We start from the raw sequence: 20,847 nt of genomic DNA on the forward strand, positions 1-20,847 counted from the left end.
GAATATGGCACGGGAAGAAATCAATTCAATGACGGAAGACGAAATACGGCAGGATTTCGCTGAGCAGGGATGGCCGGCCTTTCGGGCGCGGCAGGTATACCAGTGGCTGCACCGCGGGGTAGAAGACTTTGAGCAGATGACGGATCAGTCTAAGGCAACCCGGCAGCTTTTGGCGCAAAAATATTACATCTCTGTAGTATCTATTGAAAAGAAGCTCGTTTCTCAATATGATAATACTATTAAATATCTCTTTCGCTTTGCGGACGGAGAAATGGTGGAAAGCGTGCTGATGCAATATCACCATGGCTACACCATCTGTATCTCCACGCAGGTCGGCTGTAAAATGGGCTGTACCTTTTGCGCGACCGGCCAGAGCGGTTTTTCCCGCAATCTGACCCCGGCAGAAATGCTGGCGCAGATTCAGGCGGCTCAAAAGGACACCGGACAGCGCATCTCCAATATCGTACTTATGGGAATGGGGGAGCCGCTGGACAATTACGAAAATGTGCTCCGGTTTTTAGAGCTTGTTTCTTCGGAGCACGGCCTGAATATCGGCATGCGGCATATTTCTCTTTCCACCTGCGGCGTGGTAGACAAAATATACGATCTTGCCGACCGGCGTTTGCAGCTGACTCTCTCGGTCTCTCTGCACGCACCGAACGACAGCATCCGTTCGCAGACCATGCCGGTCAACCGAAAATGGAGCGTGGATGAGCTGCTGAAAGCTTGCCGATACTATTCGGAACAGACCCATCGGCGCATTTCTTTTGAATATGCGATGATCAGCGGTGTCAACGACAGCGACGCCTGTGCCAAAGAGCTTGCGGGAAAGCTTCGCGGCACGCTTTCTCATATCAATCTCATCCCCGTCAATCAGGTAACGGGAACAGGATACCACAGTGCGTCTGTGGAACGACAGCGGGCGTTTATCCGTATTCTGGAAAAGAGCGGCCTGACGGCCACGGTACGGCGAACACTCGGCTCAGATATCAATGCTTCCTGCGGACAGCTGAGACGCAGACAGCAAGAGGAGGTGACCGGTCTTTGAAACTATTCAGTAAAACCGACGTTGGCCTTGTAAGGCAATCCAATGAAGACGCCTGTGCCGGGGAACTATATGCGCAGGACCGGGCATGGGCCGTTGTCTGTGACGGAATGGGCGGCGCGGCCGGCGGCAATATCGCCAGCAGCCTCGCGGTACAGAAAATCGCAGACACAATGACCACCGAGGCTCTGAACCAGACGGACGAAGTCCATTTAAAAGAACTGATGGCGCAGGCCGTAGGGGAAGCCAATACGGCAGTCTATCACCTGGCCAAAGAGCAGGAGGAGCTGCGCGGCATGGGCACCACTGTTGTGCTGGCCGTGGTCAGGGAGCAGAAGATTTATATCGTTCACGCCGGCGACAGCCGCGCATATCTCATTTTGTCTGACGGTACCATCCGCCAGATCACAGTCGATCATTCTATTGTGCAGGAGCTGGTTGACAAGGGCGATCTCACCGAGCAGCAGGCTCAGACACATCCTCAGAAAAATATCATCACAAGAGCGCTCGGCGTTCTTCCAGTGGTGGATGTCGACTATATGGAGGAGTCGTTTCCGCAGAGTGCAAGATTGCTTCTTTGCACAGACGGCTTATCTAATTATGTCGGAACCCAGCAGATTTCTCAGCTATCGAAAGAGCTGGACGCAAGAGACTTCTGTGACCAGTTGATCGCGTCTGCGAACCGTGCGGGCGGCGGCGACAATATAACGGTTGTCATAATCGAAAACTGACCATGTGATTGGAGTGATACTTGTTGGATAAGTATACCGGAAAAAGGCTGGACGGCCGTTATGAAATCCATGAATTGATCGGTGTTGGCGGAATGGCGCTGGTGTACCGTGCCTATGATCAGATTGATGACCGCACAGTAGCCATTAAAATCTTAAAAGACGAATTTTTGGGGAACGAGGATTTCATCCGCCGTTTTAAAAATGAATCCAAGGCGATTGCCGTTTTGTCCCATCCCAACATCGTAAAGGTATACGATGTCAGCTTTGGGGATCAGATTCAGTACATTGTAATGGAATATATCGATGGAATCACGCTGCGGGAATATCTGGATCAGCAGAAAGAAATCAAATGGAAAGAAGCGATCCATTTTACCGTGCAGATTCTGCGCGCCCTGCAGCATGCGCATGAGAAGGGCATCATCCACCGCGACATCAAGCCGCAGAACATCATGCTGCTTCAGGATGGAACCATTAAGGTCACCGACTTCGGCATCGCGCGCTTTTCCAGAAATGAAACGCGCACCATGACCGACAAGGCCATCGGCTCGGTTCATTATATTGCGCCGGAGCAGGCCAGGGGAGACCTGACGGATGAAAAGGCGGATATCTACTCCGTCGGCGTCATGTTGTACGAGATGATCACGGGCCAGCTTCCGTTTGAGGCGGACAACGCGGTTTCGGTCGCGATTATGCAGCTTCAGGCAGACCCGCGCCCGCCGAAGGACATCAATCCGGCCATTCCCGACGGCCTTGAAGAGATCACGCTCAAGGCCATGCAGAAAGACCCTTCCCAACGGTATCAATCCGCGGCGGAAATGCTGCGTGATATCGAGCAGTTCCGCCGGAATCCAAGCATCAGCTTCCAATATAAATATTTTATTGATGAAAAACCGACCAAGTACGTAGACGCCATCAATACGGTGCGCGGAACGGAAATGGCGAACTATAATGATAACTATGCCTACGAGGAGGAATACTCCCGCGGCAAAAAGAAGAAGAAATCCACGGCCACGCTGGTGATCAGCGGCGTCTTGACCGCGTTTCTGCTGGCGGCGGTGGTATTCGGCATCATGGCGCTCACCCGCAGCTGCAGCACGCAGGAGGTAGAGGACGTCGATCTGCCGAATTTTGTCGGGCAGAAGCTCTCCGACATTCAGGCGGACGAAAAGTATAAGGAATTCCAGTTTAAGATCGAATATGCCGAGGATTCCAGCAAGGATCCCGGAATCGTTCTGGATCAGAACCCCAAGGGCACGAAAAAGGTGAAGGCCAATGCTGAGATCACACTGACAGTCAACGGCGAGAGCCAGACAGTGACGATTCCCCCGGTAAAAGGGCTGACACAGGCGGAGGCCGAAGAAAAGCTGAAAGCCCTGAACCTGCAGTATGAGATCTATCAGGTAGAGGACGACCAGACCGCCGCGGGCTATGTGAAGGATGTTGTCCCCGCCGAGGGCTCAGAGGTTGCGCAGAGCGGAACCGTCGTCAAGCTGTATGTCAGCAAGGGCCCCTCCTCCACAGAGGTGAGCGTTCCGTCCGTCATCGGCAAAAATCTGGATGCGGCGAAAACCGATATTCTGGCGGTCGGCCTGACGGTGGACGCTGAGATCACCTATGTGGACGACAGCGATAAGGCTGAGGGCGTCGTGATTGAGACCTCTCCGCTTCCGGGCGTAAAGGTTGCCAAGGGCACGCCGGTGAAAATCAGCGTCAGCTCCGGCAAGAAGAGCGAAAAGACGATCGATATTTACGTGCAGCTGCCTTCGCAGGTCACGCACGATATTGCGCTGAAAGCATATCTCGACGGTACACTGTATTCAGAGAAGACAGTGAATCCCTCTTACAACAGCGTGTACCAGATGAGCTTTAAAGGAACCTCCGGCCAGAAAACGCTGATCATTCAGCTGGACGGCCAGAAATACAACACGTTCCTGCTGGACTTTGATACGGGTACTCCGCGCCAGACAGAAAGCTACACGTATCAGGAGCCGGAAGACAGCTCCGCCAGCGGAATTACGAGGGCACCCTGATGAAAATGGAACGTGGACTATTACGAAAAGGAATCGGCGGCTTCTATTATGTAGAAGCCGCCGATACAATCTATGAGGCGAAGGCGCGCGGGATTTTCCGCAAACGGGGGATCACGCCGCTTGCGGGTGATATCGTCGATATCAGTATTGAGGAGGACGGCACCTGTACCATTGAAGAAATCGGGGAGAGAAAGAATTCTCTGGTCCGCCCGCCCGTCGCAAATCTGGACCAGCTGTTTCTGGTCGTATCCGTCCTGCATCCGTCGCCGAATCTGCTGGTGCTGGATAAAATGCTGGCCGGTGCGGAGGAAAAAGGAATTTCTCCGGTGATTGTGTTCTCCAAGACAGACCTGGAGGATTGCAGTGAATATCTGGAGATTTACCAGAAAACCGGTATCCCGGTGCTGACGGTGTCTTCCGTTACCGGGGACGGGGTAGAACGGGTGCGCGAGCTGCTGCAGGGGAAGCTGTCCGCCTTTTCAGGGAATTCGGGCGTGGGGAAATCCTCCCTGTTGAACCGGCTGGATGAACAGCTGAGCCTGCCTACGGCAGAGATCAGCCAGAAGCTGGGGCGCGGGCGCCACACCACCCGCCAGGTGGAGCTGTTAAAGCTTAGGCCGGATACTTATGTTGCGGACACCCCGGGTTTTTCTTCTGTGGATATGATTCAGACCGAGCTGATCCGAAAGGAGAATCTGGCACATGATTTTCGGGAATTTGTGCCGTATCTGGATCAATGCCGGTTCCACTCGTGTTCCCACACAAAAGAAAAGGGCTGTGCTGTTCTGGCCGCCCTGCAGGAGGGAAAAATCGCCCCTTCGCGGCATCAGAGCTATGTGACAATGTACGATGAAATCAAAAACATTAAGGAATGGGAACTCAAATGAAAACTTGCGTGATTATCGGCGCCGTTCCGGTGCAGAACCGGAAGCAGATGGAGGAATTCTGCGCCGATGCTTTTGTGATCTGTGCGGACGGCGGACTGGACGTTGCTGCACAGTATGGGATTGTGCCGGACCTGCTGGTAGGGGATTTTGATTCTGTACAGTCCCAGCCGCCGCAGGGCGTGGAAACCATTCACCTGCCGGTGCACAAGGATGATACGGATACCATGTTCGCGATCCGCGAGGCCATTCGCCGCGGCTATCAGGAATTTGTTCTTCTGGGTGTTCTGGGAGGCGAGCGCTTCGACCATTCTTACGCGGCGCTCTGCGCGCTGCAGTTTATTGCCATGCAGAACTGCCGCGGCGTGCTGGTGGGTGATCACTGTCAGGTGTTCGTGCTCTCCAGCGGGCGGCTGCGGCTGCGCGACATGATGGGGCAGACCATTTCGGTATTCCCGTTCGGCACGCCCAGCTGTATGGTCACCTATCAGGGGCTGGAATATCCCCTCAATCGCCACACCCTGTATTCACAGGACCCGCTCGGTGTGAGCAACCGGATCACGGAGCCGGTTGCCGAAATCATTCTGCATGCGGGTATCGCTTTGATCATCGTGGTTGACGAAGCGTCGGGGGACAAAAGAGAAGCCGGCGAACCTTCTTAAAAAAGATTTCAGGGGAAATCATCATCCCGAAGCATACCAGCGCAAAACAGGCGATTCCTTTTCCCGTCGCAGGCGGGGGAAGGAATCGCCTGTACTTGTATCAGACTATTTTAAAATGCCTGTAAAAGGAACCAAATTTCTAATTGCGTATATACTGTAGTAAGGCGGAAGCAAAAAGGGCCTTACTCTGGATATAGGCGGTGGAATGTATGCGAAAAGGATGCAAACGCACAGGTGGTCTTGCGGCCTACTCCGTTGCCTTTGGCCTGGGTCTGGTTCTTTCCTGTTTTCTTCCGATCGGGCTAACCATGTTCATCATGGCTGTTCTGCTGGTGGCGCTGGGCATTGCGCTGCTGCGCTGCTGAACATAATTAGGAGGTCTGTACGATGAAAGTAGTAGTAGTAAGAAGCTCCGGGTTCTTTGGTTTCATTTTGAGAAAGATGTTTGGAATTCCCAAGTCCCGCGTGGAGCAGTAATTCCCCGGCAAGGCAAAACGATCGTCAGCTTCAGGTTTCGATTCATAAGGGTGACCACCAAAATCACAAAAAAGAGCAGGCAGCAAAGCTGCCTGCTCTTTTTTGTTGCATTCCTTTTCCCGCTCGTTCAGAGAAGGTTTTTCAGGCAGGGGAAACAGCTGTTTCTCCGTTTGCCATGGCAGCCAGAATCTGCGGCTGCAGCAGAGTGATCCGCTTGTTTCCCACGGAGCGTATCATCCCATCCTCCTCAAACTGGTTCAGCTTTCTGCTGAGAGTTTCACGGGCAATCCCCAAGTAATTCGCAATTCCCTCCCGGCTGAGCGGCAGGAACACCGAGGGACCCTGCTCCGTCATTACACCGTATTTTCGGTCGAACTCCAGCAGAAGCAGCGCAATACGGCTGTCGATTTTCTGGGTGCCCGCATTCTGCACCACCTGCTCCAACGCAATGACACGCCGGCCAAGCTCCTCAATGCATTGCTGGGCCAGCAGCGGGCGGGAGAGGATCATATGCTGAAAATGCTCCCGCGAAAAAGAACAGGTTTCTACCTTTTGGAGCGCTACGACATGGTAGCTTGCCCGTTCATCCCCAAACAAATACTGCTCCCCAAAGAAGTCGTTTTTGGAAAACAGATACAGAATCTTTTCCTGCCCGTCAGGGGCGATCCGGCAGGCTTTCGCACTGCCCTTGCGGATGATGGTGATCCCATGGGGCTTTGAATCTTGAGCCAGTATGATTTCTCCCTTTTCATATTTGCGGTAGATCATCCGCCCCGCGATCTCTTCAAAATCCTCATGCTGTAATGCGGAGAAGAGGGGAACCTTATGCACGCACAATTCTTTCAGGCAGTTGATACATTTTAAATTGCAGTCCAAGAATCAATTCCCCTTTCAACGCTAATTAGCTTAAACTAACGTAATTATATCCGACCAAAAATAAAATGTCAAAAAAACAATATAAGAACATTGTAAGTTCTATTAACGTGATGTAAATCACAGTTTAATGTACACCTTTTTAGTATAATATGTGTGCAAAGAAAGCTTACCGGTCTATTGGTATTGTGGAGAAGGGAGCCTGTGATTATGAATTTTGCAGAAGGTAAATGGACCAAAGAAATTGACGTACGAGATTTTATTCTCGCAAACTACACCCCCTACGACGGTGATGAAAGCTTTTTGGCATCGCCGACAGAAAATACACAAAAGCTGTGGGAGCAGCTTTCCGACAAAATGAAGATCGAGCGTGACCGCGGCGGTGTGTATGACATTGATGAGCATACCATCTCGACGATTACGTCTCACCAGCCCGGCTATATCAATCAGGAGCTGGAGGTCATCGTGGGCGTACAGACAGACGAGCCGTTAAAGCGCGCGATTATGCCCTTCGGCGGGATTCGTCTGGTGCATACCGAGCTGGAAACGTATCACCGGGAGCTGCCAAAAGAGATCGACGAGGTATTCAAGTACCGGAAAACCCACAACGATGGGGTATTCGACGTTTACACCGACGAAATCAAGAGGGCACGCCACTGCGGAATTATTACCGGCCTGCCGGACGCATATGGCCGCGGCCGCATTATCGGCGATTACCGCCGTGTGGCCCTGTACGGTACCGCGTTCCTCATTGAGGAGAAGAAAAAGGCAAAGAGCGAATCTATTGCGGCCGCGATGGACAGCGACCTGATGCAGCTGCGCGAAGAACTCAGCGAGCAGATCCGCGCGCTCAGCGAGCTGACGGAAATGGCGGCCTCTTACGGATTTGATATTTCAAAGCCCGCCTCCAATACCAGAGAAGCGATTCAGTGGCTGTATTTTGGCTACCTGGCGGCGGTAAAGGAGCAGAACGGCGCAGCGATGAGCCTGGGGCGTGTTTCTACCTTCCTGGATGTTTACGCCGAGCAGGATATCAAAAACGGACTGTTTACCGAGGAACAGATTCAGGAGATGGTCGATCATTTCGTGATGAAGCTGCGTATCGTCCGTTTCCTGCGCACGCCCGATTACGATGAGCTGTTCAGCGGCGACCCCACATGGGTAACCGAATCCCTGGGCGGAATGGCTCTGGACGGGCGGCACATGGTGACCAAAATGACGTATCGCTTTCTGCATACGCTCACAAATCTCGGCCCGGCGCCCGAGCCGAACCTGACCGTTCTGTGGAGTGAGCGCCTGCCGGAAGCATTTAAGGACTATTGCGCGAAGGTTTCGATCGAAACCTCTTCCATTCAGTATGAAAACGACGACATTATGCGCCCGAAATACGGCGATGATTACGGAATCGCCTGCTGCGTTTCCGCCATGCGCATCGGCAAGCAGATGCAGTTCTTCGGCGCCCGCGCAAATCTGGCCAAGGCTCTGCTGTATGCCATCAACGGCGGCAAGGATGAACGCTACGGCATGCAGGTTGGCCCGGAGCTGGCTCCCGTTACCTCAGAATATCTGGAGTATGAAGAGGTGCGCCGCAAGTTTGACGCCATGTGCGACTGGCTCGCGAATCTGTATATCAACACCCTGAACATCATTCACTACATGCACGATAAGTACAGCTATGAGCGGATTGAAATGGCTCTGCACGACGAAGAGATTCTGCGCACCATGGCAGGGGGCATCGCCGGCCTGAGCGTGGTAGCAGATAGCCTTTCCGCCATAAAGAACGCCAAAGTAAAGCCGATCCGCAACGAAGCCGGGCTGGCCGTGGATTTTGAAATCGAGGGCGACTACCCCAAATACGGAAACAACGATCCGGTGGTAGACGAAATTGCCGCTGACGTCGTCAGCAGCTTTATGAGAAAGCTGCGCCGCCAGAAGACCTACCGCAATTCGCTGCAGACCTTGTCTGTACTGACCATTACCTCAAACGTGGTTTACGGCAAAAAAACCGGTTCCACGCCCGACGGCCGCAAGGCAGGGGAGCCCTTCGCGCCAGGAGCCAACCCCATGCACGGCCGCGACACCAGCGGTTCCGTCGCCAGCATGAAGAGCGTGGCCAGACTGCCCTATGACGATTCTGAGGATGGCATTTCCTATACCTTCAGCATCGTTCCCGATGCGTTGGGCAAGACGAAGGAGCAGAAGACAAAGAACCTTGTCACCCTGCTGGATGGTTACTTCCTTGAGACCGGACATCATATCAATGTAAACGTATTCAACCGCGAAACCTTGCTGGATGCGATGGAGCATCCGGAAAAATACCCGCAGCTGACCATCCGCGTCAGCGGTTATGCGGTGAACTTTATCAAACTGACACGCGAGCAGCAGAAGGAAGTTTTGAGCCGCACCTTCCACGAGAAATTCTAAAATCCTGCAACAAGGGTAAAAGGCGGCGTTTGCCGCCTTTTATTCTGTAAAGCTTTTTCAAAGCGTCAGAAATTTTTTCTCCATTTTAGGTGAGAAAAAACAATTATTTCATTTTAGCCTTTTTCAGTGGTATGATGATAATACAAACAGCAGGGAGAAATGACAATGGGAATCACGGGATACATTCATTCGGTAGAAAGCTTTGGCACATTGGACGGGCCGGGCGTTCGCTATGTTTTGTTTTTACAGGGCTGCGGTCTGCGCTGTCTGTACTGTCATAATCCGGATACCTGGAATCCCTCCTGCGGCAAAGCGGTCGATTCAGAACAGGTCGCGGCGGATATTTTCAGCTATCGGAATTTTATTCGTACCGGTGGTGTCACCATTTCTGGCGGCGAACCCTTTCTTCAGCCGGAATTTGTCGTTGATCTGCTGCAGCGATGTCGGAAGAACGGAATTCACACGGCAGTAGACACCGCGGGAAGCGTTCCGCTTTCCATTTCAAAGCCTATCATCGACATGGCAGATATGCTGCTGCTGGATATCAAAAGCCTGGATGAAGAACTGTGCAAGCGGCTGACCGGACAAGGCCCGGAAAACACCCTGGCCACACTCGATTACTGTGAGCAAACAAAAAAGCGGGTATGGCTCCGCCATGTATTGGTGCCGGGGCTGACTCTCGACAAAGCCCTGCTGGAAGAAATGGCGGACTATCTGCGTTCCTTTTCCTGTATCGAACTGACGGAACTGCTCCCCTTTCATAAAATGGGGGAATTCAAATGGAAGGAACTGAATTTGCAGTATGAACTAGGGGAAACCCCTACACCTTCCAGAGAAGAACTGCAGATGGTAAAGAGAATTTTTGAAAAAAACAGTCTGCGTTATTTATTAAAGGAATAAGGAGGATACGCGGGCCTAAGGGCCGTTTATCATGCTGATAAAAGATTGACAAGGCAGGAAGATTCTGCTATCATTTTAGTTAGTTTAATCTAACTTATGTGAGGGTATGATTCATTGAAACAGTATGTATGGCTGAATCCCGTATCGGTGGCGATGTACGGCGGAGACGATTTGATTGCTCAATTAAAAGAAAAGGGGATGGAACCGGTGGAATGCCGGCTGAATCACATGGATTCTGTCCGTGAAAAGTACCGGCAGGCCGTGAGAAAAACAAACGGCTGTGTCGCAGATATGCGATGTCCACTTGCTGTGGACTATGTCAAAGAGCGGTATGCGCCCGATGTTTTGGAGTACCCGCCCATTGAACCGATTTTGCTGCATTGTGCGAGGGAACTGCATCAGCGGCTGCTGGGGCAGGGGGAGTTGCTGGTCACCACACCATGCCGCGCATTAAAAGAATTGGGGACAAGTCTGCATCTGCCGGGGGTGGAATTTCTGACCTTTCTGGAACTGGCCGAACGGCACGACATCTCCCTACATAAAAAGAAATTGGATGAAAGCCCGATTCCACCGGGCTTTTTTGTGGGATTGGGCGACCGGGTCAAAATACTGGACAGCCGGGAGAAGATCGACGATTATTTTTCCGTGCCAGTCCCAAAAACACCCCCTGCGCTTCTGGAGCTGCTTTATTGCGAAGGCGGCTGCCACCATGGCGACGGAGTATGGGAGGGGACAGAATGAAACAGACGCTGAAAGCCCTTCTGCCGATTGCTGTTCTGCTGGCTCTGTGGCAGGCGGCGGCCTCGGCCAAAATCTGGAGCGAATATGTGCTGCCCAGCCCCGAGAGGGTGCTGCGTGCCTTTACCACAATGGCGCAGAGCGGCGTTCTGTTCGAGAACATCTGGGTCAGCTTCTGCCGCGTGCTGACAGGTTTTTCCATCGCCTTTGCGCTGGCGTTTCTTCTGGGGCTTCTGGCCGGGCTTCGCCCGAATTCCTCCGTGTACTATAACCATATCGTGGAGTTTTTGCGGAATGTTCCGCCGCTGAGCCTGATTGCTCTTTTGATTCTGTGGTTCGGCATCGGGGAAACCTCCAAGATCATCATTATCGTGTTGGCCTCGTTTTTCCCGATGTTCCTGAACATCAAAAAGGGACTGGCCTCCTGCGACCCCAAGCTGATCGAGGTGGGGCGCTCCCTGAATTTTACGCAGGGACAGATCTTCCGGCGAATCCTGCTGCCAAACGCTCTGCCGGACATTCTGGTCGGCATGCGCGTGGGGATGGGGTACAGCTGGCGCGCCATTATCGGCGCGGAAATGATCGCGGCAGCCAGCGGGCTTGGATACATGATTCTCGACGCACAGCAGATGTCCCGCTCGGACAAGGTGATCGTGGGCATTTTTGTCATCGGGATCGTGGGGTATCTTTGCGACCGGCTGTTCTCACTGGCCATCAAAAAAGCGCTGCATGGGGGTGTTGACAATAGCTGGAGCTAAGGTAGAAAAGCTGTACAAGAGCTTTCAGGTAGCCGGGAAAGAGCTGCCGGTGCTGCAGAATCTGACGGCGGAATTCCTCGAGCAGAGCATCACGGTGATTCTGGGCAGAAGCGGCTGCGGAAAAACAACCCTGCTGCGGATTCTGGCAGGCTTTGAGCCGCACAACAGCGGGGAGGTGCTTACCCCGGCGAAGGAAAAAATCGGGATGGTGTTTCAGGAGCCAAGGCTGATGCCGTGGCTGACCGTTTGGAAGAACATCACCTTTGGCGTTCCGAAAGAACGGCTGGCCCCTGCCGCCGTTGACCACCTTCTCAAAATGACGGGGCTTACCGGCTTTGAAAAAGCGTATCCGTCACAGCTTTCCGGCGGAATGCAGCAAAGGGCCGCGCTGGCCCGGGCGCTGGCTTACGACCCGGAACTGATTTTAATGGATGAACCGTTCGCCGCGCTGGATCACTTTACCCGCGAGGCAATGCAGAACGAGCTGATCGAAATTTTTTCCCAGCAGAAAAAGAGCATCATCTTTGTCACACACAGTGTGGATGAAGCTCTTTTGATCGGGCAGAAGATTCTGGTGCTGAACCCGGGCGGTGCGGCACAGGAATTTCTTTTGTCCCAATACACGTATCCGAGAGATCTGCTTTCCGATGAAATGATTGAACGGAAAAAAGAAATTCTCGGAGCAATTCAATCGAAAAAGGAGCATATGTAATGAAACGAATCCTCTCAGTCCTTTTGTCCGCGGCAATTGCGGCGGCCTCTCTCGCCGGATGCGCATCCGGCGGCCAGTCCAGCCAGGCCGAAACCTCACAGCCTGTTTCTTCGGCGGCGCCGGAGTTTACCGTAGACAAAATCGGCGTCACTTATGTCAAATCCCCGCTGAACGTTCCTTCGATCGTCGAGAAGGAGCAGGGCATCTTTACAAAGGCATTTGAAGAATACGGCCTGCCCGTGGAATACTCCAATCTGACCACCGGCCCGGAGCAGACTCAGGCGCTGGCCTCCGGCGATATTCAGTTCCTGTATGCGGTGGGCGCCACCTCTGTGATTCTGTCCGCCTCCAACGGCGCGGATATCAAAATCATCAGTACTTACAGCCGTTCCCCCGAAGCCTTCCGCATGTTTGCGGGCAAAGACAGCAAGATTCAGTCCGCCGCAGACCTGAAGGGCAAGAAGATTGCCGGCCCCAAGGGCACGATTCTGCATGAGCTGATGGTCGCCTATCTCGCTACCGCAGGCCTGACCGAAAAGGATGTGGAGTTTGTTTCCATGGGCATTCCGGACGCACAGGCGGCTCTGGTTGGCGGTACGATAGACTGCGCACTTTTGGCCGGCCCGACCGCCTATAATATGGAAAAAGACGGCTATAAAATCGTCACCACCGGAAAAGGCCTTGTAGACGCCACCATCGTCGTGGCCACCAGCCAGTCCTTCTATGACAAGAATCCTCTGCTCGTCAAACGCTTTTTAGAGGCACAGGATCAGATCGCATCCTACATGAAGGAAAATTCCGAAGAGATTCTGGAAATGACCGCAAAGGAAACCGAGCTGAGCATCGATGCCGTGAAAGAAATGTACCCCATGTATGATTTCAGCACAGAGATCACCGACGCGGACATCACATCCATGAAAAAGACGGAGCAGTTTATGAAAGAGAACGCGATGATCGAAAACGACGTGGATTTCGATCAGCTCATCCTGAAAGTAGAATAATGTTTTATTAAGAGGCCCCTCAGGCCATAATAAGGCCCGTCTTTCATGACAATCCATTGATAAGATGATATTGATTTCCCCCGCCATAGGCGGGGGAAATCGTTGTTTCAGGGTAAATTTTGAAAGCTGCATGATTATCTTAATTGGAGTTTTCCGCTCGGTTTTGATTTCGCATATCCGGAACAGGATGCATGTATCAGGTATCGGCGTTCCTCCGCCGCAGGCGGGGGAATATTCCCTTTTACGGTGAATTTTTTAAATTGTATCGCTGTTCTATTTGAGGCTTTTCTTTTTCTGTTTTGATTTAGCATATCCGGGACAGGATGCGAATAGAAATTAGGTAGAAACAGGAAAAGGAGAGAAACTCTATGGAGTATACACTCAACCGGCAGTCCATCTGCGCAAGTGAGATCATATTTGACGGTTGCCAGGAACAGCCGATCGACCTGGATTTCAGCCTTCCTGATTATTGCCCGGATATTCAACGCATCCTGAAGTGCCAGGTTTGCCCCCGCATCACCAGCAGGAGCATCATCGGGGATCACCTGGAAATCGAAGGCTCTGCGGCGATTAAGGTGATTTATCTGGATTCCGGCGGCGGCTGTATCCGGTGCTGCGAAAATGTCAAACCATTTTCCGCGTCGATTCCGTTGAAGAAGCAGGCCGACAATGCAGTGATATTTACTAGCTCGCGTGTGGAATACATCAACTGCCGGGCAACAAGTCCGCGCCGTTTGGATATTCACGGGGCGTTTTCCATCTGCGCCAAGGTAGCAGAAAAGGTAAATAATGAGTTTGTAAGCAATATTGAGGGCGAAGACATTCAGCAAAAGCAGCAGCAAATCCCGGCCAGCCAGGTGACGTCGATCGCACAGCAGCAGTTTTCTGTTTCTGAAGTGCTGGAAATCAGCGACAGCAAGCCGCCGGCCAATAACATCATTCGCTCCGGCGCAACGGCAACCATCTCGGATTACAAGGTGGTCTCCGGCAAGCTGATCGTCAAGGGCGAAGTGAGTGTTAAGCTTTTGTATGCTCCCGAATCGGACGATATGCTTCCCGAGGCGATGGAATATGTGATTCCCTACAGCCAGATGGTGGACGGCGACGGGCTGGAAGAGGGCAACCTCTGCGATGTCAGCGTCAACGTGCTGAGCAATGATCTGCAAATCAAGAGCGACTCCTCCGGAGAAAACACGCTGTTTGAGGCCGAAGTCCGCCTGGCGGCCAACCTGATGGCATACGAGGACACTGAAATCGCCATTGTAACGGACGCCTATTCCACCCAATATGAGCTGGAAACCCAGGCGCAGTCGAAGCCGGTCTTCCGGCTGATCGAGATGATCAACGACTCCGTCACGCAAAAGAACAGCTTCGATATCGGCGAAGGCGGCATCACGAAGGTGATCGACGTCTGGAACGAAATCAGCAGTGTTTCCGCAGAGGAAGAAGAAAACCAAATTCGTTTTACCGGCAAGCTGAATCTGTGCATTCTCGCACTCAACGCACAGGAGAAGCCTTTCTACTTTGAACGGGTCGTCGACTTCACCGGCAGCCACGAGTGGCGCAAAAAAGAGGGTGGAGCCTTCTGCGCACCCCGGGTAGAGATCAGCAATATCAGCTTCCGAATTACCGGCGGCACGGGAATTGAAGTAAAAACCGAGCTCAAGCTGACCGCCGCCGTGTTCCAATCCAGCAGCCACAGAATGATTGCGGGCGCAAACGCGGACGAAACCAAAACGCGTAAAAAAGATAACTCTGCCGCACTGACCATCTATTTTGCAGACGCGGGAGAGAACCTTTGGGACATTGCCCGGCGCTACTGCACCTCCGTTTCCGCAATTCAAAAGGAAAACGAGCTGGAGGAAGATTTTGCTGAGAATAGGGGGATGCTTTTAATTCCAATGTAAGCGATCCCAAAAATAAAATTCTCTGCCTGAGGGGGAGGTAAAATGGAAGAGCGCAATATTTATCAAGATATTTCGGAACGCACCAACGGTGATATTTATATTGGTGTGGTCGGCCCGGTTCGCACGGGCAAATCTACCTTTATCAAAAAGTTCATGGATACCATCGTCATCCCCAACATGGATGAAAACAGCCGGCGCGACCGCGCGATCGATGAAATGCCTCAATCCGCCGCGGGCCGCACTATTATGACAACGGAACCCAAATTCATTCCAGAACAGGCGGTTACCGTAAATATTGACGACAGCGCGACGTTCCGCGTGCGCATGATCGACTGCGTGGGGTATATCGTTCCCAGCGCCCTGGGGTACATTGAAAACGATCTGCCGCGCATGATCCGCACCCCGTGGTACGACGAGCCGATCCCCTTCAATATGGCGGCGGAAATCGGCACGCAAAAGGTCATCACCGAGCATTCCACCATCGGGCTGCTCATTACGACGGACGGCAGCATCAGCGAAATCCCGCGGGAAGAGTATGAAGAGGCGGAAGAGCGCGTTGTTTCAGAGCTCAAGGAAATCAAAAAGCCCTTTATCATTCTTCTCAACTGCACGAATCCCACCGCGCCGCAATCTCAGGCGCTGGCGGAAAACATGCAGAAGCGCTACAAGGTTCCCGTGCAGCCGGTGAACTGCCTCGAGCTGAACGAAAAGGAAATCCGCGATGTGCTGGCAAAGATCCTGTTCGAGTTCCCGGTCAAGGAAATCAAAGTCGAAATGCCGCACTGGCTCTCCACACTCGAAAAGAAGCACTGGCTGCGCTCCGCGATCTTCCAGATCATTCAGCAGTCCGCTTCGAAAATCTCGCGCATCCGCGAGGTTGGGGGCCTGGTGGACGATGTATCGAAATGCGAGCATGTCGGTTCCGCGCAAACCCTTTCTGTGGATTTAGGTACCGGCTGTGCCAGAATCGGAATTCAGCTCAAAACCGACCTGTTCTACCGCATTCTCGGTGAGCAGACGGGGCTGGAGCTGCATAACGAGGGCGAACTGCTCTCCTCTGTTCTGGAGCTGGCAAAGATCAAAATGGAGTATGACAAGATCCGCGACGCCTATCAGGATGTTCTGGATACCGGCTACGGAATCATGATGCCGACGATCGATGAGATGAGCCTGGAAGAGCCAGAGATCATCAAGCAGGGCGGCAAGTATGGCGTCCGCCTCAGAGCGGCCGCGCCGTCAGTCCATTTGATCCGCACCAAAATCACAACGGAGCTGACGCCCATTGTAGGCTCGGAGCAGCAGTCGGAAGAGCTTGTCATGTCCATGATGAAGGAATTCGAGGAGAGCCCCGTAAAGATCTGGGAGTCGAATATCTTCGGCAAGTCTCTGCACGAGCTGGTCAACGAGGGAATGCATAACAAGCTGTACCGCATGCCGGCCGATGCGCGCGATAAGATGAAGGAAACGATCGAGCGGATCATTAACGACGGCTGCAACGGTCTCATTTGTATCATCCTGTAACATAACGCGATCTCTTTGCTCCGCAGGGAGTAAGTTGATTTATTTCACCCCAAACAGAAAAAACCGCGCTTTGCACTGGCTATCATTGGGCCAAAGCAAAGCGCGGTTTTTCTTTACTATCCATGCTTTCGCGAAAACAGAAATCCTTCTCCTGCCGCAGGCAGAAGAAGGATTTCAAGTCTTTTCCGATCTTTCACCACAAACAAAGTGTTGAACCGCCCGAAAAGGGGAGATAACTCTGTCAATTCCAGCGTTATCCCTGGAAGGTGTGGTAAAACACCGTTTTGGAAAGCTCAAAGCGGTCATTATGCAGTCTGCTGGGCTTTGCGTCCTCACGAGGATACCCCATCATCAGGATGGCCATGGGAACCAGCGCCTCGGGAATATGGAACTCGCGGCGCACCGCCTGCGGATCAAAGTGCATCACCCAGGTGGAACCGATCCCCAGCTCACTGGCCTGAAGGATCATGTGCGTGCCGACGATTCCCATATCCACCTCGCCGCTGTCGGCATTATCATAATCTTTGCGCTTCCAGCTGACTTCTTTTTCATAGCATACCACAAGCGCCAGAGTCTGATGAAAACGGAACGGGCAGCATTTTGTTAGAAGCTCCATTTCCTCGGGGGTATTCAGCACCAGAATTCTCTGCGGCTGACTGTTGTGGGCGGTGGGGGCAATCCGGCCCGCTTCTAAAATCAAATCCAGCTTATCCTGTTCCACAGGCTTGTCACTGAATTTTCTCATCGAATACCTGTCTTTCGCCAATTCTAAAAAGCTCATATTGCAACCTCCTGAATAAAGTGTTTGTCGTTTTCAGTTTAGCCGTTCCGGCTCCGCTGAAAACAGTGCGAAAAATAAATGTCAGGGAGCAATCACGCCCCCGGGCTGTAAAAGCATAGATGCCAGCCAAAAAGGAATCAGCCGGCCGGGCTATCCGCGTCAGCGATCAGACGCCGGGCAAACGATCTGGAACGCTCTGTTTTATCTTCCGATAGAAAGACGGATTGATACCCCAGATCTCGTTCGGCAAGCATTCCCAGATAATTTAACTGCGAGTGCTTGCAATAGCGTTTGATGCCCTCCTCAAATAGATCGGCGCCCTTTTCCGGCCTGTAACCGCAGGTCGTAATGATCGCCAGCTGTTTGCCCTTCCAAAGAGAAGGGCCTTTTTCATCGCCATAATATTTATTCATTCCATACACCATGCGGTCCAGCAGCGCTTTCATCGGCGGCGTACAGAACCAGGAATAAATGGGCGTGGCCAAAACAATGACGTCGCTGTCCAATATCTGATAGAAGATTTCCTGTGCATCGTCGGAATAATGACACCCAAAAACAGTCCAGTCCCTTTGACATCGACGACAGGCGATACAAGGTTCAATCCGCTTGTCATAAAGCCAAATCAGCTCGTACGGAATGTTTCGGAGCTGAAGCTCCTTTATAAAAGGCTGCAGCAATTTCGATGTATTTCCGTTTTTGCGCGGGCTTCCCATCAGAATACAGTACTTCATTTGATCTCTCCGTCCGGTGATGTGCACTCGTTTTTGTTTGAAATGGATATTCCTTACGGTACTAAATTGAGTATAACGGATCCATCAGATGTTTTAATTTCCATACAGAACCAAAAAATACCGTTCTTTGTCTTCATTATATCGCTCTTTTTTTCGGGATGCAAGAATTCCCTTGCCTTTTTTGGTGCTTCTGCCATATGACTTTTCTTGCATTTAAAGAACAAGAAGGATATAATAGAGTAGCTGAAAAGTTATCTTGTGCAATCGTTGTCATACGCATGCAGCTTATATTGCACGAGTCAATACTCTATAAAAGGAAGTGGCAGAATGTTCCCAATTTTAAAAAAGCGAAGACTGAATGATACCATGACATTGATGGAGGTAGGAGCGCCGTTTATCGCAAAAAAAGCGAAGGCCGGGCAATTCATCATCCTGCGTGTCAATGAATTCGGTGAAAGAATTCCGCTGACAATTGCCGACTACGACCGTGAAGAGGGTACGATTACAATCATTTTCCAAAAGGTCGGAAAAACGACTCTGCTGCTCGATCAGTTGGAGGAAGGGGACAAGATTCTGGATTTCATCGGACCCCTTGGCACAGCCTCCCATTTAGATGGATACAAGAAAGCCGCGGTGATCGGCGGTGGCGCAGGCTGCGCGATTGCGTACCCGCAGGCGAAGGCGCTGCATGAAATGGGCGCCCATGTCGATATGATCGCCGGCTTCCGCAGTCAGGATATTATCATTCTTGAAGATGAAATGCGCGCGGCGAGCAATAATCTGTTCCTGATGACCGACGACGGCTCCAACGGCAACAAGGGCTTTGTTACCGACGCATTAAAGGCTCAGATCGATGCCGGCGCAGATTATGATCTGGTTGTTGCGATCGGCCCGCTGCCCATGATGCGCGCGGTCAGCAATCTGACAAGGCCGTACGGCATTAAGACGATCATCAGCATGAACCCGATTATGATCGACGGCACCGGTATGTGCGGCGGCTGTCGTGTAACAGTGGGCGGCGAAACCAAATTCGCCTGTGTAGACGGCCCTGATTTTGACGGCCATCTGGTGGATTTTGACGAAGCAATCCTTCGCACCAGAACTTACAGAGAAGATGAAGCGAGAGCGACTCGCGAATATAACTGTCATCTGATGGAGGGCGCAAAGAATGGCTAACATGAATCCGAAAAAAACACCGATGCCGGAACAGGATCCGCTGGTGCGCAATCATAACTTTGAAGAGGTTACTCTGGGCTACACCGATGAAATGGCTATGGAAGAAGCGCAGCGCTGCCTGCAGTGTAAACATAAGCCTTGCATCAGCGGATGTCCGGTCAATATCAGAATTCCCGAATTCATCCGCTGCATTACAGAGGGGGATTTGGAGCAGGCTTACCATATCATTACCTCTACAAGCTCTCTGCCGGCGGTATGCGGCCGTGTATGCCCGCAGGAAACACAGTGTGAAGCCAAATGCGTGCGCGGCATTAAGCACGAGCCGGTCGGAATTGGCCGCCTGGAGCGTTATGTTGCAGACTGGTACATGAATAACCGCGAAAGAAAGCCTGTGAAAACAGAGCAAAACGGACATAAGGTCGCCATTATCGGCGCGGGCCCCGCAGGCCTTACCTGCGCCGGTGATTTGAACGCAATGGGCTATTCCGTCACCGTTTTCGAAGCCCTGCATACCGCGGGCGGCGTGCTGATGTACGGCATCCCGCAGTTCCGTCTGCCGAAAGAAATCGTGCAGAAGGAAATCGATCTGCTCAAATCCAACGGAGTAACCATCGAAACCGATATGGTGATCGGCAAGGTTCTTTCTGTGGACGAGTTGTTCGAAATGGGCTTTGAGGCAGTCTTTATCGGCTCCGGCGCCGGACTGCCGAGCTTTATGAACATCCCGGGCGAGGGTCTTGTCGGCGTGTACTCCGCCAACGAGTTCTTGACCCGCATCAATCTGATGAAGGCGTACAAAGAGGGTTACGATACCCCAATCATCCGGCCGAAGAACGTTGCCGTCTGCGGCGGCGGAAACGTCGCGATGGATGCAGCCCGCAGCGCAAAGCGCCTGGGCGCCGAAAATGTATATATCGTATACCGCCGTGCGGAGGAGCAGATGCCTGCCCGCCGTGAGGAAATCCACCACGCCAAAGAGGAAGAGATCGATTTCCGCCTGCTGACGAATCCGGTTGCCATTCATGGTGACGAAAACGGCAGAGTGACCGAAATCGAGTGCATCCGTATGGAGCTCGGCGAGCCCGACGCGAGCGGCCGCCGCAAGCCGGTGGAGGTAGAAGGCTCGAACTTCCGTCTTTCGGTAGACTGCGTTGTCATGGCCATCGGCAATTCGCCGAACCCGCTGCTCCAGAGAACAACGGAGGGCCTTGAGACAAACCGCCATGGCTGCCTGATTGTCAACGAAGAAACGCTGCAGACCACCCGTGAGGGTGTATTTGCCGGCGGAGACGCGGTGACCGGTGCGGCAACCGTTATTCTGGCGATGGGTGAGGGCAAACATGCCGCAAATTCTATCGACGAATACATCAAGAGCAAAAAGTAATTTTATTCTGAATGACAGGGAACCCGTTGTTTATAAAACAGCGGGTTCCTTTTTTATTTTCAGAGTAAGATACAAAAGAATTCTTTTGTATCTTACTCTGAAAATCTTTCTG

At 52.3% G+C, this 20,847-nt stretch carries 19 protein-coding genes; 16 read left to right on the plus strand and 3 right to left on the minus strand.

Features of this window, described 5'->3' with window-relative positions; translation table 11 throughout:
• The first annotated feature begins 4 nt into the window (after nucleotides 1–4).
• The 6 genes from rlmN to HMPREF1141_RS17565 all read left to right on the plus strand — a co-directional run bounded on the left by rlmN (nucleotide 5) and on the right by HMPREF1141_RS17565 (nucleotide 5,717).
• On the plus strand, nucleotides 5–1,048 hold the full coding sequence (gene rlmN, locus HMPREF1141_RS10580) for a 23S rRNA (adenine(2503)-C(2))-methyltransferase RlmN (protein ID WP_009063759.1): 1,044 nt from the start codon (nucleotides 5–7) through the stop codon (nucleotides 1,046–1,048).
• Nucleotides 1,045–1,776, plus strand: coding sequence for a Stp1/IreP family PP2C-type Ser/Thr phosphatase (locus HMPREF1141_RS10585; RefSeq protein ID WP_009063624.1), 732 nt, complete (start codon nucleotides 1,045–1,047; stop codon nucleotides 1,774–1,776). The genes rlmN and HMPREF1141_RS10585 overlap by 4 nt, the downstream gene beginning before the upstream one ends.
• A gap of 23 nt (nucleotides 1,777–1,799) precedes the next feature.
• Nucleotides 1,800–3,806, plus strand: a complete 2,007-nt coding sequence (pknB, locus tag HMPREF1141_RS10590) for a Stk1 family PASTA domain-containing Ser/Thr kinase (protein WP_009063875.1) — start codon at nucleotides 1,800–1,802, stop codon at nucleotides 3,804–3,806.
• A complete protein-coding gene (gene rsgA / locus HMPREF1141_RS10595) occupies nucleotides 3,806–4,693 on the plus strand; it encodes a ribosome small subunit-dependent GTPase A (protein WP_009063951.1) in 888 nt (295 codons plus the stop codon). Before pknB ends, rsgA begins: the two co-directional genes overlap by 1 nt.
• A complete protein-coding gene (locus HMPREF1141_RS10600; RefSeq protein ID WP_009063649.1) occupies nucleotides 4,690–5,352 on the plus strand; it encodes a thiamine diphosphokinase in 663 nt (220 codons plus the stop codon). Before rsgA ends, HMPREF1141_RS10600 begins: the two co-directional genes overlap by 4 nt.
• 209 nt (nucleotides 5,353–5,561) lie before the next feature.
• Nucleotides 5,562–5,717, plus strand: a complete 156-nt coding sequence (locus HMPREF1141_RS17565) for a hypothetical protein (RefSeq protein ID WP_009063740.1) — start codon at nucleotides 5,562–5,564, stop codon at nucleotides 5,715–5,717.
• A gap of 253 nt (nucleotides 5,718–5,970) precedes the next feature.
• On the opposite strand, the gene HMPREF1141_RS10610 is transcribed toward HMPREF1141_RS17565, so the two are convergent.
• The gene (locus tag HMPREF1141_RS10610) at nucleotides 5,971–6,705 is read right to left on the minus strand and encodes a Crp/Fnr family transcriptional regulator (protein ID WP_009063509.1); all 735 of its coding nucleotides are present in this window, start codon (nucleotides 6,703–6,705) and stop codon (nucleotides 5,971–5,973) included.
• 207 nt (nucleotides 6,706–6,912) lie between these two features.
• Here HMPREF1141_RS10610 and pflB point away from each other — a divergent pair, with 207 nt between their 5' ends.
• From pflB to spoIVA, 8 genes are all read left to right on the plus strand, one after another.
• On the plus strand, nucleotides 6,913–9,126 hold the full coding sequence (gene pflB, locus HMPREF1141_RS10615) for a formate C-acetyltransferase (protein ID WP_035316906.1): 2,214 nt from the start codon (nucleotides 6,913–6,915) through the stop codon (nucleotides 9,124–9,126).
• A 165-nt stretch (nucleotides 9,127–9,291) separates the two neighbouring features.
• Nucleotides 9,292–10,026, plus strand: a complete 735-nt coding sequence (gene pflA, locus HMPREF1141_RS10620) for a pyruvate formate-lyase-activating protein (RefSeq protein WP_035316909.1) — start codon at nucleotides 9,292–9,294, stop codon at nucleotides 10,024–10,026.
• A gap of 114 nt (nucleotides 10,027–10,140) precedes the next feature.
• On the plus strand, nucleotides 10,141–10,767 hold the full coding sequence (locus tag HMPREF1141_RS10625) for a hypothetical protein (protein ID WP_009064303.1): 627 nt from the start codon (nucleotides 10,141–10,143) through the stop codon (nucleotides 10,765–10,767).
• Complete coding sequence (locus tag HMPREF1141_RS10630; RefSeq protein WP_009064081.1) at nucleotides 10,764–11,522, plus strand: ABC transporter permease; 759 nt, start codon at nucleotides 10,764–10,766, stop codon at nucleotides 11,520–11,522. The genes HMPREF1141_RS10625 and HMPREF1141_RS10630 overlap by 4 nt, the downstream gene beginning before the upstream one ends.
• Nucleotides 11,494–12,234 (plus strand): ATP-binding cassette domain-containing protein, encoded by a 741-nt coding sequence (locus HMPREF1141_RS10635; protein WP_009063425.1) that lies wholly within the window; start codon nucleotides 11,494–11,496, stop codon nucleotides 12,232–12,234. Before HMPREF1141_RS10630 ends, HMPREF1141_RS10635 begins: the two co-directional genes overlap by 29 nt.
• Nucleotides 12,234–13,235 carry an NrtA/SsuA/CpmA family ABC transporter substrate-binding protein gene (locus HMPREF1141_RS10640; protein WP_009064164.1) on the plus strand — a complete coding sequence of 334 codons (1,002 nt, stop codon included), beginning with the start codon at nucleotides 12,234–12,236 and terminating at the stop codon, nucleotides 13,233–13,235. Before HMPREF1141_RS10635 ends, HMPREF1141_RS10640 begins: the two co-directional genes overlap by 1 nt.
• 368 nt (nucleotides 13,236–13,603) lie before the next feature.
• Nucleotides 13,604–15,142 carry an SPOCS domain-containing protein gene (locus HMPREF1141_RS10645; RefSeq protein WP_009063512.1) on the plus strand — a complete coding sequence of 513 codons (1,539 nt, stop codon included), beginning with the start codon at nucleotides 13,604–13,606 and terminating at the stop codon, nucleotides 15,140–15,142.
• Between the two features lie 42 nt (nucleotides 15,143–15,184).
• The gene (gene spoIVA / locus HMPREF1141_RS10650; RefSeq protein ID WP_009063476.1) at nucleotides 15,185–16,663 is read left to right on the plus strand and encodes a stage IV sporulation protein A; all 1,479 of its coding nucleotides are present in this window, start codon (nucleotides 15,185–15,187) and stop codon (nucleotides 16,661–16,663) included.
• A 253-nt stretch (nucleotides 16,664–16,916) separates the two neighbouring features.
• Here spoIVA and HMPREF1141_RS10655 read toward each other — a convergent pair whose 3' ends face one another.
• Both HMPREF1141_RS10655 and HMPREF1141_RS10660 read right to left on the minus strand, forming a co-directional pair.
• Entirely contained in the window at nucleotides 16,917–17,444 is a 528-nt protein-coding gene (locus HMPREF1141_RS10655; RefSeq protein ID WP_009064077.1) for a nitroreductase family protein, read from the minus strand.
• A 137-nt stretch (nucleotides 17,445–17,581) separates the two neighbouring features.
• The gene (locus tag HMPREF1141_RS10660; RefSeq protein WP_009064259.1) at nucleotides 17,582–18,175 is read right to left on the minus strand and encodes a flavodoxin family protein; all 594 of its coding nucleotides are present in this window, start codon (nucleotides 18,173–18,175) and stop codon (nucleotides 17,582–17,584) included.
• 327 nt (nucleotides 18,176–18,502) lie between these two features.
• Here HMPREF1141_RS10660 and HMPREF1141_RS10665 point away from each other — a divergent pair, with 327 nt between their 5' ends.
• Both HMPREF1141_RS10665 and gltA read left to right on the plus strand, forming a co-directional pair.
• The gene (locus HMPREF1141_RS10665; protein WP_009063550.1) at nucleotides 18,503–19,351 is read left to right on the plus strand and encodes a sulfide/dihydroorotate dehydrogenase-like FAD/NAD-binding protein; all 849 of its coding nucleotides are present in this window, start codon (nucleotides 18,503–18,505) and stop codon (nucleotides 19,349–19,351) included.
• Nucleotides 19,344–20,735, plus strand: a complete 1,392-nt coding sequence (gene gltA / locus HMPREF1141_RS10670) for an NADPH-dependent glutamate synthase (protein ID WP_009063790.1) — start codon at nucleotides 19,344–19,346, stop codon at nucleotides 20,733–20,735. The genes HMPREF1141_RS10665 and gltA overlap by 8 nt, the downstream gene beginning before the upstream one ends.
• Nucleotides 20,736–20,847: the final 112 nt, after the last annotated feature.

The organism is Clostridium sp. MSTE9, assembly GCF_000277625.1.
GTDB classification, from domain to species: domain Bacteria; phylum Bacillota; class Clostridia; order Oscillospirales; family Acutalibacteraceae; genus Faecalispora; species Faecalispora jeddahensis.

Coding starts and splice junctions, on each gene's coding strand:
- rlmN (WP_009063759.1), top strand. CDS start 5: ATGGCACGGGAAGAAATCAATTCAATGACGGAAGACGAAATACGGCAG.
- rsgA (WP_009063951.1), top strand. CDS start 3,806: ATGAAAATGGAACGTGGACTATTACGAAAAGGAATCGGCGGCTTCTAT.
- HMPREF1141_RS10600 (WP_009063649.1), top strand. CDS start 4,690: ATGAAAACTTGCGTGATTATCGGCGCCGTTCCGGTGCAGAACCGGAAG.
- HMPREF1141_RS17565 (WP_009063740.1), top strand. CDS start 5,562: ATGCGAAAAGGATGCAAACGCACAGGTGGTCTTGCGGCCTACTCCGTT.
- pflB (WP_035316906.1), top strand. CDS start 6,913: ATGAATTTTGCAGAAGGTAAATGGACCAAAGAAATTGACGTACGAGAT.
- pflA (WP_035316909.1), top strand. CDS start 9,292: ATGGGAATCACGGGATACATTCATTCGGTAGAAAGCTTTGGCACATTG.
- HMPREF1141_RS10630 (WP_009064081.1), top strand. CDS start 10,764: ATGAAACAGACGCTGAAAGCCCTTCTGCCGATTGCTGTTCTGCTGGCT.
- HMPREF1141_RS10635 (WP_009063425.1), top strand. CDS start 11,494: ATGGGGGTGTTGACAATAGCTGGAGCTAAGGTAGAAAAGCTGTACAAG.
- HMPREF1141_RS10640 (WP_009064164.1), top strand. CDS start 12,234: ATGAAACGAATCCTCTCAGTCCTTTTGTCCGCGGCAATTGCGGCGGCC.
- HMPREF1141_RS10645 (WP_009063512.1), top strand. CDS start 13,604: ATGGAGTATACACTCAACCGGCAGTCCATCTGCGCAAGTGAGATCATA.
- spoIVA (WP_009063476.1), top strand. CDS start 15,185: ATGGAAGAGCGCAATATTTATCAAGATATTTCGGAACGCACCAACGGT.
- HMPREF1141_RS10655 (WP_009064077.1), bottom strand. CDS start 17,444: ATGAGCTTTTTAGAATTGGCGAAAGACAGGTATTCGATGAGAAAATTC.
- HMPREF1141_RS10660 (WP_009064259.1), bottom strand. CDS start 18,175: ATGAAGTACTGTATTCTGATGGGAAGCCCGCGCAAAAACGGAAATACA.
- HMPREF1141_RS10665 (WP_009063550.1), top strand. CDS start 18,503: ATGTTCCCAATTTTAAAAAAGCGAAGACTGAATGATACCATGACATTG.
- gltA (WP_009063790.1), top strand. CDS start 19,344: ATGGCTAACATGAATCCGAAAAAAACACCGATGCCGGAACAGGATCCG.